General features: G+C 71.8%; 11 protein-coding genes. 4 read left to right on the forward strand and 7 right to left on the reverse strand.

What is annotated here, in order from left to right; genetic code table 11:
* Nucleotides 1-299: 299 nt before the first annotated feature.
* Together ACSW7Y_RS12510 and ACSW7Y_RS12515 are read left to right on the forward strand one after the other, a co-directional pair.
* Complete coding sequence (locus tag ACSW7Y_RS12510) at nucleotides 300-1574, forward strand: ammonium transporter (protein ID WP_438126601.1); 1275 nt, start codon at nucleotides 300-302, stop codon at nucleotides 1572-1574.
* Nucleotides 1575-1692: 118 nt separating this feature from the next.
* A complete protein-coding gene (locus ACSW7Y_RS12515) occupies nucleotides 1693-2343 on the forward strand; it encodes a tyrosine-protein phosphatase (RefSeq protein WP_438126602.1) in 651 nt (216 codons plus the stop codon).
* Nucleotides 2344-2555: 212 nt separating this feature from the next.
* Here the strand turns inward: ACSW7Y_RS12515 and ACSW7Y_RS12520 are convergent, their stop codons facing one another.
* Nucleotides 2556-3527 carry an aldo/keto reductase gene (locus ACSW7Y_RS12520; protein ID WP_438126603.1) on the reverse strand — a complete coding sequence of 324 codons (972 nt, stop codon included), beginning with the start codon at nucleotides 3525-3527 and terminating at the stop codon, nucleotides 2556-2558.
* Between the two features lie 142 nt (nucleotides 3528-3669).
* On the opposite strand from ACSW7Y_RS12520, the gene ACSW7Y_RS12525 reads away from it, so the two are divergent.
* Entirely contained in the window at nucleotides 3670-4638 is a 969-nt protein-coding gene (locus tag ACSW7Y_RS12525) for a beta-ketoacyl-ACP synthase III (RefSeq protein ID WP_438126604.1), read from the forward strand.
* A gap of 226 nt (nucleotides 4639-4864) precedes the next feature.
* On the opposite strand, the gene ACSW7Y_RS12530 is transcribed toward ACSW7Y_RS12525, so the two are convergent.
* The 6 genes from ACSW7Y_RS12530 to ACSW7Y_RS12555 all read right to left on the reverse strand — a co-directional run bounded on the left by ACSW7Y_RS12530 (nucleotide 4865) and on the right by ACSW7Y_RS12555 (nucleotide 10153).
* Complete coding sequence (locus ACSW7Y_RS12530; protein WP_438126605.1) at nucleotides 4865-5764, reverse strand: hypothetical protein; 900 nt, start codon at nucleotides 5762-5764, stop codon at nucleotides 4865-4867.
* Nucleotides 5765-5806: 42 nt separating this feature from the next.
* On the reverse strand, nucleotides 5807-6730 hold the full coding sequence (locus ACSW7Y_RS12535; RefSeq protein ID WP_438126606.1) for a hypothetical protein: 924 nt from the start codon (nucleotides 6728-6730) through the stop codon (nucleotides 5807-5809).
* 267 nt (nucleotides 6731-6997) lie between these two features.
* Complete coding sequence (fliW, locus tag ACSW7Y_RS12540) at nucleotides 6998-7363, reverse strand: flagellar assembly protein FliW (RefSeq protein WP_438126607.1); 366 nt, start codon at nucleotides 7361-7363, stop codon at nucleotides 6998-7000.
* A complete protein-coding gene (gene flgL / locus ACSW7Y_RS12545; protein ID WP_438126608.1) occupies nucleotides 7360-8241 on the reverse strand; it encodes a flagellar hook-associated protein FlgL in 882 nt (293 codons plus the stop codon). Before flgL ends, fliW begins: the two co-directional genes overlap by 4 nt.
* 2 nt (nucleotides 8242-8243) lie before the next feature.
* Nucleotides 8244-9665: a flagellar hook-associated protein FlgK gene (flgK, locus tag ACSW7Y_RS12550; protein ID WP_438126609.1), complete on the reverse strand. Its 1422-nt coding sequence runs from the start codon at nucleotides 9663-9665 to the stop codon at nucleotides 8244-8246.
* Between the two features lie 2 nt (nucleotides 9666-9667).
* Nucleotides 9668-10153, reverse strand: a complete 486-nt coding sequence (locus ACSW7Y_RS12555; RefSeq protein WP_438126610.1) for a flagellar protein FlgN — start codon at nucleotides 10151-10153, stop codon at nucleotides 9668-9670.
* Nucleotides 10154-10622: 469 nt separating this feature from the next.
* On the opposite strand from ACSW7Y_RS12555, the gene ACSW7Y_RS12560 reads away from it, so the two are divergent.
* Nucleotides 10623-11408, forward strand: a 786-nt coding sequence (locus tag ACSW7Y_RS12560) for a sigma-70 family RNA polymerase sigma factor (RefSeq protein ID WP_438126611.1), incomplete at its 3' end; no start/stop codon positions are given.

Consider the following 11408-nt stretch of genomic DNA (forward strand, 5'->3'; position numbering starts at 1 on the left):
GGGCGGGCGCGGGCCGGCGGGTCGGGCGCGCCCCGACGACGGCCGGGAGGCGCGTGGCGGGGCTGAGCCCTGCCTCCAGGCGGTCGTGGACGCGGTCCGCGCAACCGTCCAGACGGTCGCAGGAGAGTCGGGGCCTCCGCCCAGGGGCTGCACCGACGGACGAAACACGACGTTTACACGCCGCGTCATCGCGTTACATCCGCGAAACAGATCGTGCTCATCGGTGAAACAGCACCTCGCCAAACTCGACAACACCCGAGGCGGTCCAAGAGCCGTTCGTGCAATCGAGAGGTGAACAGATGCTTGATCAGGGCCAGACAGGCTTCATCATGATCATGGCTGCGCTGGTGTTGTTCATGACACCGGGCCTGGCCTTCTTCTACGGCGGGCTGGTGAAGGCCAAGTCCGTCATCAGCATGATGATGATGTCGTTCGGCGCGATCGCGCTCGTCGGCGTCCTCTGGGTGCTGTACGGCTACGCGATCTCGTTCGCGAACACCGGACCCCACACCGCGGTCAGCGGCATCGTCGGGTTCTTCAGCATCGACTGGAACCAGATCGGGCTCGGCCAGGCGTTCGAGCAGTCCCAGGCGACGAAGCTCGCGGCGACGTACCCCGACCTCGCGTTCGTCGGCTTCCAGGCCACGTTCGCGATCATCACGGTCGCGCTGATCTCCGGCGCGATCGCCGACCGCGCCAAGTTCGGCGCGTGGATGGTCTTCGCGGGCATCTGGGTCACGGTCGTGTACTTCCCGGTCGCCTCGTGGGTGTTCAACCTCACCTCGGGTTGGGCCGCGACCTGGGGCGTCATCGACTTCGCCGGTGGCACCGCGGTGCACATCAACGCCGGTGCGGCGGGCCTCGCGCTCGCTCTGGTCCTCGGGAAGCGCGTCGGCTTCGCCAAGGGCGCGCACAAGCCGCACAACCCGCCCTTCGTCCTCCTCGGTGCCGCGATCCTCTGGTTCGGCTGGTTCGGCTTCAACGCCGGTTCCGCAGGCGCCGCGAACGGCGTCGCGTCGCTCGCCTGGATCAACACCCTCGCCGCGCCCGCCGCAGCGGTCCTCGGCTGGCTGCTCGTCGAGAAGCTCAAGGACGGCAAGGCGACCTCCGTCGGTGCCGCCTCGGGTGCCGTCGCCGGCCTCGTCGCGATCACCCCGGCCTGCGCGAACCTCACCCCTGGCTGGGGCATCCTCCTCGGGTTCCTCGCCGGCATCGTCTGCTGCTTCGCGATCGACCTCAAGTACAAGCTCGGCTTCGACGACTCGCTCGACGTCGTGGGCGTCCACCTCGTCGGCGGCATCTTCGGCACGCTGTACCTCGGCTTCTTCGCCAACGAGACCGGCCTGATCTACTCCGGCTCGTTCGTCCAGCTCGGCAAGCAGGCGGCCGCCGCCGGTGCGGTCGGCGCGTACTCCTTCGTCCTGGCCTTCGCGATCGGTTGGATCATCGAGAAGACCATCGGCTTCCGCGTGAAGACCGAGGACGAGGTCGCCGGCATCGACACCGCGGTCCACGGTGAAGAGGGCTACGTCCTCTACGAGGAGCGCGACGAGACCCCGGTCTCCGTCCGGTAGTCCAGCCGGTCCCCGGTTCCGTACGACGGGCCCCACGCACACAGCAGGCGTGGGGCCCGTCGTCGTGTGCGGGGCGTTCGGGCGCCTCTCGGTTCTCCGCCGCTGGCAGGGTGGGGGCATGACGACGACGTCCACGCTCACCAACCTCCGGCCGGTCGGCGGTCCGGACCTGCAGGCCGACCGCTCCCGCACCGTCCACCGGGCGAACACCGAGCCCGTGTCGCCGGCGGCCTACCCGGCGGACCTCGCGCTCGTGCTGGACCTCCGCCGCGAGGACGAGGTCGCGCGCGTCCCGCACCCCCTCCAGGAGTCGACCGGCTACCGGCAGGTGCCGATGTTCGATCCGTCCGTGCCCGAGTCCGGCGCCGCCGCGGTCCGGCTCGAGGACCAGTACACCGACTGGACCGAGCGGCACGCCGCCGGCATCGCCGCCGCACTGCGCGCGGTCGCGGGATCGGACGGCGACGTGCTCGTGTGCTGCTCAGCCGGCAAGGACCGCACCGGCATCGTCAGTGCGCTGCTCGCGCGGCACTGGGGGGCGTCGATCGCCTCGGCCGCGGAGGACTACGCGGCCAGCGCGGCCGGGCTCGTCGAACGGTTCGCCGCCGAGCGGGCGGCCAGTGACGACCCGGAGGCGACCGCGGTGGCACAGCGGTGCGTGCCGGAGATCATGCGCACCGTGCTGGAGCGGATCGAGGCGCGATGGGGGAGCGTCGACGGGTACCTGCACTGGCTCGGGCTGAGCGAGGAGGAGATCGCGGCGCTCTGAGGACTCGGGACCGGCGCACCGTCGGGACGCCCGCGCGGCGCTGGCAGGGTGGGGCTGTCCAGTCGGGTGGCGCCGACGGGGCGCTGTCGGGAAGGGCGGTGCCGCCGGGGCGCCGCCGGCGCGGACGGCCTGGAGGCACGGGGCGCGCTGTCGAGGCGGGCGCGCCACGTGCCTCCAGTCCGGTCCGGCGACCGCCGGTCAGGCGGGTCGGGTCACCAGGCGTAGTCCTCCGGTGAGGTCTTGTGCCCCGGGAAGATCTCGTCGAGGCGCGCGAGCGCCGCGTCGTCGAGACGGATGTCGACCGCCCGCACCGCGGACTCCCACTGCTCCATCGTGCGCGGCCCGGTGATCGGCGCGGTCACACCCGGCTGGTGCAGCAGCCACGCGAGCGCGAGCTCACCCGGCGTGTGGCCGAGCTCCTTCGCGAACGACTCGTAGGCGGTGAGCTGGTCGCGGTGCCCCTCGACGTACTCCGCGCTGCGACCGGACAGTCGGCGCGATCCCTGCTCGGTCTTCTCGACGATGCCGCCGAGCAGACCACCCTGGAGCGGCGACCACGGGATCAGGCCCAAGCCGTAGTGCCGGGCGGACGGCAGGACCTCGCGCTCGACGTCGCGCACCACGAGGTTGTAGATCGCCTGCTCGCTGACGAGGCCGAGGAAGTTCCGGCGCTTCGCGGCCTCCTGCGCCTGGGCGATGTGCCAACCGGCGAAGTTCGACGAGCCGACGTAGAGCACCTTGCCCTGCTGGACGGCGAGGTCCATCGCCTGCCAGATCTCGTCCCACGGCGTGTCCCGGTCGACGTGGTGCATCTGGTAGAGGTCGACGTGGTCGGTCTGCAGTCGACGGAGACTGGCGTCCAGCGACTGGCGGATGTTGAGCGCGCTGAGCTTGCCGCCGTTCGGCCAGTCGATCATCTCGCCGTAGACCTTCGTCGCGAGCACGGTCTTCTCCCGCCGACCGCCGCCCTTCGCGAACCAGCGGCCGATGATCTCCTCCGTCGCGCCCTTGCCCACCGAGCCGCCGTAGCCGTTCGCCGTGTCGAAGAAGTTCACGCCGAGCTCGTGGGCCCTGTCCATGATGGCGTGCGAGTCGTCCTCGCTGGTCTCCGGTCCGAAGTTCATCGTCCCGAGCACCGCTCGCGAAACCGACAGCCCTGTCCGTCCGAGGTGTGTGTAGTCCATGCAGCCGGTCTACGCGCGGTGCGCTGGGTGAGCCAGGCCCTGGCGGTACCGGTTGCGGGTCCTCGTCGCGCGTGCGCGCTCCGTGCGCGGTGCATGCGCTCGCGGGCATGGAACGGTCGTCGGTGGGAGTAGCGTGCCGCGAGTGAACATCCCCGCACTCCGAGGCAGCCGGATCATCGGGTTCGGCCACCACCAGCCCTCGCGCATCCTGACCAACGACGAACTCTCCACGATGGTCGACACGAACGACGAGTGGATCACCACCCGGACCGGCATCAAGACCCGCCACATCGCAGGCCCGGACGACACCGTCACGTCGATGGCGGTCGAGGCCGGGCGCGCGGCCCTCGCGGACGCCGGGGTCGACCCGTCGGAGGTCGGCCTCGTCGTGGTCGCCTCCACCACGCACCAGGACCGCGCACCGTACACCGCCGGCCGGGTCGCCGCGGAACTCGGGCTGTCCGGACGAGCGGCGCCGATCGACATCAACACCGCGTGCAGCGGCTTCGAGTACGCGATGGGCATCGCCGACCAGGCAGTCCGGACCGGCGCCGCCGACACCGCGCTCGTCATCGGGTCCGAGAAGCTCTCCGGGATCGTCGACTGGACCGACCGCTCGACATGCGTGCTCGTCGGCGACGGGGCCGGTGCCGCGGTCGTCGGGGTCTCCGACGAACCGCGGATCGGGCCGGTGTCGTGGGGGAGCGTGCCGCATCTGCAGCAGGCCGTGCGGGTGTCGGGGGACCCCGAGCGGTTCTCCCAGGAGGGTCGCTCGATCTACCGCTGGGCCATCACCGAGGCCGCCGACCACGCGCGAGCCGTCGTCGCCGCAGCCGGGATGACCATGGACGACATCGAGGTGTTCGCGTTCCACCAGGCGAACCTCCGGATCATCGAACCCCTCGTCGAGGCGCTCGGCGGGTCCCCGAGCTACGTCGTCCGTGACGTCGTCGAGTCGGGCAACACCTCGGCGGCGAGCGTGCCGCTCGGGCTGTCGAAGGCGTGGTCGCGCGGCGAGTTGCCGGAGGGGGTGCCGGCGCTGTTGTTCGGCTTCGGCGGAGGCTTCGCGCACGCGGGGCAGGTCGTGACGACGCCGGTTCACCGACGCTGAGCGATGGCCGCGCGGACCGCACGATGTCGGTCCCACGGATCGGTGCCGACGTAATCCGGGCCGGCCGACCGCGCTGGCCGGCTCAGCGCTGGTGGGCGGGCCCGGGCCGGCTCAACGCTGGTCGGGCGCGCACGACGATTCAGCGCTGATCGGCGGGCCCGAGTTGGCTCAGCGCTGGTCCGCGGGGCAGGGGCAGCTGAGCGCTGGTCGGCGGGGCCGGGCCGGCTCAGCGCTGGTCGGCGGGGCCCGGGTCGGGCGTCTCGGCCCAGAGGTCCTCGTCCGCCTTGCGACGTCGCCATGGCAGCGCCTTGCGACCCTCGGACACCGGCTCGCGACGCTCCTTCCCCGCGCGGGTCGGCTTCGCATCGAGCACGATCGGGAACTGCGCCGGCGGCGTCCCGAACCCGGTCCGCGACGCCTGGATGACCTTCCGGCCGAGCGCGTGGTTCCCGAGCCCGCCCACCGCAGCGCCGATCCCGAACGGGAGCGCTCGGCCGACGATCGTCGAGCCCTGCCTCGCCGCGAACCGCCGCACGAACTGGTCGCGGACCTGTCCGCCGATGCCCGAGACGACCTGCTTCGGGAGCGAGGCCGTCACCATCTCGCCCCAGAACGCCGTCCGGGCCTGCCCACCCGCGGCTTGACCGGCCAGCTGCTTGATCAGCTGTGTTCCCGGCGTACCGAGGATCAACGCCATCACGAGCGTCCGGGCTCGCTCCGGGTCGTCCAGCGCGATCCCGTGCACCTCGGTCACCGACTGCGCGAACAGGGCCGTGGTCTCGAGGAAGCCCACCGTCTCCGCGCCGCTCAAGCCGAGCGCAGCAGCCATACCGACGCCCGGGATGACCGCGCTCGCTCCGACCGCCGCACCGCCGGACGTCACCGCAGTGAGGTACTGCCGCTCCAGGATCTGGATGATCTCCGCGGGAGTCGCGTCTCGGTGTCGGCGACGGAGCCGGTTGACGTGCGAGACGACGATGGGGCGCTGCACGCTGAGCACCCGATCCAGCCACTTCACCCAGCCGGTACCGGTTTCCAGACGTTTGCCGTCGGCATCGTGTGCGGGGGTGTCGACCGGGGCGACCGGCATCGGGATGATCGCCTGGTCCTTCTGCTGTCGGGCCATGGAGCAGACCGTACGCCGCGGGGGTGGGAGCGGTCCCCACGCTCACCGGCACGGCACACCCGCTCGGCGGAGTGCGTCCCGGACCTGCTCAGGGCGCATGAGGTCCTGCCAGGAGAGCCGGAGGACGAAGCGGACCTCCGGGAAGGACCGCACGAAGTCCTCGCGGCGCTTCTCCCGCCAGTGCGCCTCGGCCGTCGTTCGCCCGTCGAGCATCGCCGGGTCTTCGTACTTCCCGCGCCCGTCGACCTCGACGACCACGCCCTGGTCGGGGAACCAGAAGTCGACGATGGCGGGTGGTTCCCCCGGACGCCGGAACTCGTGCTGCTGCACGGGCTCCGGCGTTCCCAGTTGCCGGAACCGGACGCGACAGAGCGACTCTGCGGGCGATCCGGACAGCGTCGACCCCATCTCGACGACGCTCTGTGCCTTGGTGGCTCCGATCTCGAGTCGCGCGACCTCGCGACCGAGTGTCTCCGGTGTCGCCAGGCCGACGCGGAGCACGTGGTCGACGATCGGGAGAGCCGTGACGGCCGGCCGGCGGGCGGCGATGTCGACCGCGGTCCGTGCGCCATCGCTCGTCCAGAGTCCCAAGGCGTCCAGCACGGTTGCGACCGGACGTCGGCGGACACCGTGACGGATGAAGTGCGCCGAGACACGGGTCGTGCCGGTCGTGGCGTCGGCGATGTGCACGCGGTCCGGCCAGTCTCCGACGACGGGGATGCCGAGGAGCGCACACGCCGACTCGTGCGACACCACGGCCCGCTCGTCGATGAACGGTGCGTTCGCCCGGAGTGTGACGAGGTGCCGCTCCTCCGGCCACAGACCGTCGAGTGAGCCAGCTCGGACCAGGACGCCGGGGCGTACTCGTTGCAGGAGCCCGCGCGTCGCCGCTCGTTCGACTGCACGCCGCTCAGCGCTCGGCAGACCCCGTGTGCGGATCAGCTCGACGTCCAGTGCTCGTTGCATGCCCCGACGATGTCAAGGACCGCCGCTCGCTCGCAGACCAGCGACGAAAACTGTGCACGAGCGTCGTTCTGTGCGGTCTTGTGCAGGGGATGTACCGCGTTCGCCGGGGCAGGACGCGACAACACGCTCGTCGATCGACACGTGTTTTGTCGTCCTGTGCTCGTGCATCGGATGCGGGCGCATGTTTCGACGTCGCGCGCGACGATCGACGCGTGGAACGTCGAAACGCGCGCGTTTCGTGGACCCCGCCCCGCTGCCGCGCCGCCCCTACCGGCGGGCGAGCTCCGCGCGCAGGGGGAAGTCCTGGTCCTCGAGGATGAGCTGGGCGCCGACGGACGTCCGGGCGTTGACCACGACGGGAGCGAGCAGGTTGACCGTGGTGCCCTCCGCTGCCGGGTTCGCGACGACGAGGAGCATCGCGTCCTCGGGCGCGGTCAGCCCGAGCACGTCGACCTGCGTGGTCGACAGCACGGGGGAGTAGTCGGGCAGGTGCACCGCGGCGTCGAGCAGGAACAGCCGCGAGCCGTCCCCGACCAGCGTGAACAACCCGTCGGAGCCGTCGACCGGGGTCAGCGCGAAGGTCGACCCGGTCAGGCCGAACGGGGGCACGGGGAACGTCAGGTCGATGCTCATCGGAGGTAGTCCATCAGGGTCGGCTGCAGCACCTTCGCGGTCACGGCGAGGGCTGCCTGGTAGTTGGTCTGCTGCACCTGGAGGTCGAGGACGGCCTTCGCGAGGTCCTTGTCCTCGACGTCCGACCGGCGCCCCTCGAGCGCGACGGACGCGGTCTTCAGCGTGTCCTGCGCGGTCAGCGCAGCCGCGTGACGCACGCCGACGTCGGCCTGCGCACTCCGCACGGTGTCGATCGCGCCGTCCACCTCGTTCAGTCTCGGGTTCACGTTCACGCCGTTCTGCAGGTCGGACACGATCGAGTCGATCACCGAGAACACGGACGTCGCGCCGGACCCGAACACCGCGGCTCCGGGGGTGTCCACGCGGACGGACTCGGCGTCGCCGACGCGCCGCGAGACCGCCGTGCCCGATGCCGCCCATCCAGCCGCCGCGTCGTACGCCGCCGAAGCGGTCGACGAGCCAGCGAACACGTTCCTCGTGCCGTACGTCGTGTTCGCGCGGGCCTCGAGGTCCGACTTCAGCGCCCGGAACTCGGTGATGAACGCGTCGCGGTCGGTGTCGCTCATGGTGCCGGAGTTCGCGGCCCGCACGGTGAGGTCGCGGACGTTCGTGAGGACCGAGTACACCGACGTCAGCGTGCTGTCGGTCGTCGCGAGCCAGCCGACGGCGTCGTCCGCGTTCCGGGCGTACTGCGCGTTCGCGGCCTGCTCCTTGCGGACCTGCATCGACGTGCCGGTGCCGACCGGGTCGTCGGACGGCCGCGAGATGTTCTTGAGCGTGGTCGCCTGGTCCGTCAGCTGCGCGACCTTCGCGGCACCCGCCTGCAGGCGCGCGCTGGCCGCGGCCATCGACATCTGGGTGGTCACCCGGGTGATCATGTTCAGCTCCTGCCGACGAGGCCGACGCGGTTGATGAGGGTGTCGAGCATCTCGTCGACGGCGGTCAGGACGCGCGCGGCGCCCTGGTACGCGTGCTGGTAGCTCAGCAGGTTGACGTTCTCCTCGTCGAGGTCGACCCCGGCACCCGACTGCTGCTGCGTGCGTGCGCTGGTCAGGGCGAGTCCGGTGAGCGTCGATTCCGACGCGGCCGACCGGGAGGCACTGCCCACCCCCGTCACGAAGGTCGCCCATGCGGCGTCCGGACCGTCGGAGGCCGCGCCGAGTCGCGAGAGCGCGTCGGCGAAGGAGTCGTCGAGTTCCCCCGCCGCGTTCCGCGTCGCCAGGCCGCTCGCGTCCGTCGGCACGACCGACAGTCCCTGCGCGGCCGGCATCCCGGTCGCGACGGCGAAGAAGGCGTGGCCGGTGGTGGCGTCGGCCGTCGAGCCGGCCTCGTGCACGGCGTTCACGACGGCCGCGAGCTTCGTCGCGACGGCGTCGTACGAGGCCGAGGCCTGTGCGAGTGCACCGCCGGTGCCCGCGGCGTCCGCCGGGGCCAGGAGCGAGAGCGCACCGCCGATCGATCCGCCGGAGAGCGTGACCGCGCCGGCCTGCCCCGAGGTCCAGGTGAGGGTCACGGGCGCGCCGTCGCGCAGGGCGGTCGCACCGCCGAGGGCGAGGGAACGTGCGTCGGTGCCCTGCACGATCGGGTTGCCGCCGATGAGGACGTCCGCCGTGCCGTCGGCGTTCGTCCGGACCGTGCCGCCCGCGAGGGACGCGATCTGCTCGGTGAGCTGGTCGCGCTGGTCGAGGAGTTCGTTCGCGTTCCCGCCCGCAGCGAGCGCCGACCGGATCTGGCCGTTGAGGTCGGCCACCTGCTCCGCGGCGTCGTTGAGCTGCGTGACCTGGGCAGCGACGGTCGACCGGACCTGCGACCACTGCTGGTCGAGGGCCTTCGAGCCGCTCGACAGTGTCGACGCGACGGTGTTCGCGGCGCCGAGGAGCGTGCTCGCCGCCCCGGGGTCGTCCGGGTGCGCCGCGACCTGGCCCCAGGCCGACCAGAACGCGTCGAGCTTGGTGGAGAGTCCGTCCTTGCCGGGTTCCTGCAGGCCGGTCTCGAGTGCGCTCAGTGCGGTGGCGCGGGCGTCGGCGTACGCAGAGGATCCTGCGGCGACACGCACCCCGGCGTCGAGCGTCAGGGAGCCGAGCCGGGCGATGCCGTCGACCGAGACACCCTGTCCGGCGAGTGCTGCCGTGCCCCGCATGAACCCGGTCTGGACGGCGGGGATCGACGACTGCGTGACCCGCTGCCGGGTGTAGCCGGTCGTGCCGGCGTTCGCGATGTTCTGTCCGGTGACGTCGATGCCCGCGCGGGCAGCGGCCAGTCCGGAGTACGCGGTGGCGAGGGAGCCGAAGGTGCTGACCACGACTACAGGTTCCCCTCGAAGAGACGTGCGCCGTCGGTGCCGGAGCCGCTCGTGCCGCTGGCGTCGTACGTCGACGGGGTCCCGACCGTACCGGCGAGGGTCTCCTCGGTCGCGTGCGCCGCGGCGCGGAGGAAGCGGTCGTTCTCGTCGCGGAGCGCACCGATCTGCGTCGTCAGCTCCACCATGGCGGTGAGGTGCGCGCCGAGGATCTCGCCCCAGGGGCCGTTCGGCGCTGCGGCGACGACGTCACGCAGGGGAGCGTCGGTCGCGACGCCCCACTCCTCGGCGACCTCGGCGCTCGACGCGGCGCGCTCGAGTCCGGTGCTGCGGAGCCGTTCGAGCACCTGCTCGACCTCACGGCTGGCGTGCGACACCCAGCGGGAGCGCCCGGCGGCGAGGAGCAGCTGCTCCTCCTCGAGCTTGAACGTGAGCAGCTCGAGCAGTTCGCGTTCGCGCCACAGTACGGCGGACAGGTCGTTCACGCTCATCAGCTCCTCCCGGGTGGTGGTTCGGTCCGTCATCCTGCGGACACCGGGAGCTATCGGTCCGCGGCGTGCGGACGTAAGCGCTCCGCACCGACGTGAGCGCAGACGCGCCGCGTTGCGAGGCGACGCGACGGGCGGGGCGGGCGTACCCCGGGCCTCCCGTCCGGGCCGTGATCGGGGGACAGAACCGGCTGTTCCCGGGGCTGTGTCCTCCCAAATGCCGACCCGTTCCACCGGGGGTCACCCCCGCACTGGGTACGGATGAGGGCCTGTTCAGAGCCCTCCCAGCCGATACATTCAGAACGCACCCCGGGGGACAGACCCGGTACGCGTCGCAGGGACGCGGAGGTGCCCGCCCGGAGGGACCCGGGCGGTCTTCGACGTACGTTCCGGCCTGCCGAGGCCGGTGTCCGTCGTGCCCACCGACGGGCGACCCACGGACGGGCTTCAGGTCGATCAGGGGATCAGCAGCATGGACCGCACCGAACGCAACACGATGATCGTCGAGCACCTCCCGCTCGTCGGCTACATCGTCGCCGACGTCCGAGCACGTGCGACCCACCTCGACCGGGACGACCTCGCCGCCGTCGGGTCCCTCGCGCTCGTCGCCGCCGCCGACGCGTTCGACCCGACCCTCGGCGTGCCGTTCGGTGCGTACGCCCGCACCCGCATCACCGGCGCGATCGCCGACGACATGCGTTCGGCCGACTGGGCCTCCCGCGGTACCCGCAAGCGCATCCGCGAGACCCTCGCCACGCAGGAGGCGCTGTCCGCCCGGCTCGGCCGCTCCGTCGGCGTGCAGGAGATCGCCGACGCGATGGGCGTCGACCGGCAGACCGCCGCCGACGCCATGAGCGACGCCGGCCGCACCGTCACCGCGATCGACGAGACCGTCCACGACGTCGTCGCCGCGGACATCGCGCTGCCGGGCGACGACCTCCTCGAGACCGAGAAGCGCCGGTACCTCCGCGCCGCCGTCGAAGCGCTGCCCGAGCGGATGCGCTTCATCGTCGAGCAGGTCTACTTCGGCGACCGGTCCGTCACGGACGTCGCCGCCGAGCTCGGGATCACGCACTCCGCGGTGTCGCAGCAGCGCTCCGAGGCGATGCGCCTGCTCCGCGACGGACTCGCCACGCACTACGGGGACGGCGGGACCACGCCTGAGCCGGCGTCCCGGACCACCGCCGCCCGCCGCAGCGCCTACCTCGCGAAGGTGGCCGCGAACGCCGCCGCCGGGGTGGCCCGCGCCGTGCACGAC

It is taken from the genome of Curtobacterium flaccumfaciens (genome assembly GCF_051548005.1).
GTDB lineage: Bacteria > Actinomycetota > Actinomycetes > Actinomycetales > Microbacteriaceae > Curtobacterium.

Bases quoted from the DNA above. Each gene is read 5' to 3' on its own strand.
- ACSW7Y_RS12510 (WP_438126601.1), top strand. From the start codon at position 300: ATGCTTGATCAGGGCCAGACAGGCTTCATCATGATCATGGCTGCGCTG.
- ACSW7Y_RS12515 (WP_438126602.1), top strand. From the start codon at position 1,693: ATGACGACGACGTCCACGCTCACCAACCTCCGGCCGGTCGGCGGTCCG.
- ACSW7Y_RS12520 (WP_438126603.1), bottom strand. From the start codon at position 3,527: ATGGACTACACACACCTCGGACGGACAGGGCTGTCGGTTTCGCGAGCG.
- ACSW7Y_RS12530 (WP_438126605.1), bottom strand. From the start codon at position 5,764: ATGGCCCGACAGCAGAAGGACCAGGCGATCATCCCGATGCCGGTCGCC.
- ACSW7Y_RS12535 (WP_438126606.1), bottom strand. From the start codon at position 6,730: ATGCAACGAGCACTGGACGTCGAGCTGATCCGCACACGGGGTCTGCCG.
- fliW (WP_438126607.1), bottom strand. From the start codon at position 7,363: ATGAGCATCGACCTGACGTTCCCCGTGCCCCCGTTCGGCCTGACCGGG.
- flgL (WP_438126608.1), bottom strand. From the start codon at position 8,241: ATGATCACCCGGGTGACCACCCAGATGTCGATGGCCGCGGCCAGCGCG.
- ACSW7Y_RS12555 (WP_438126610.1), bottom strand. From the start codon at position 10,153: ATGAGCGTGAACGACCTGTCCGCCGTACTGTGGCGCGAACGCGAACTG.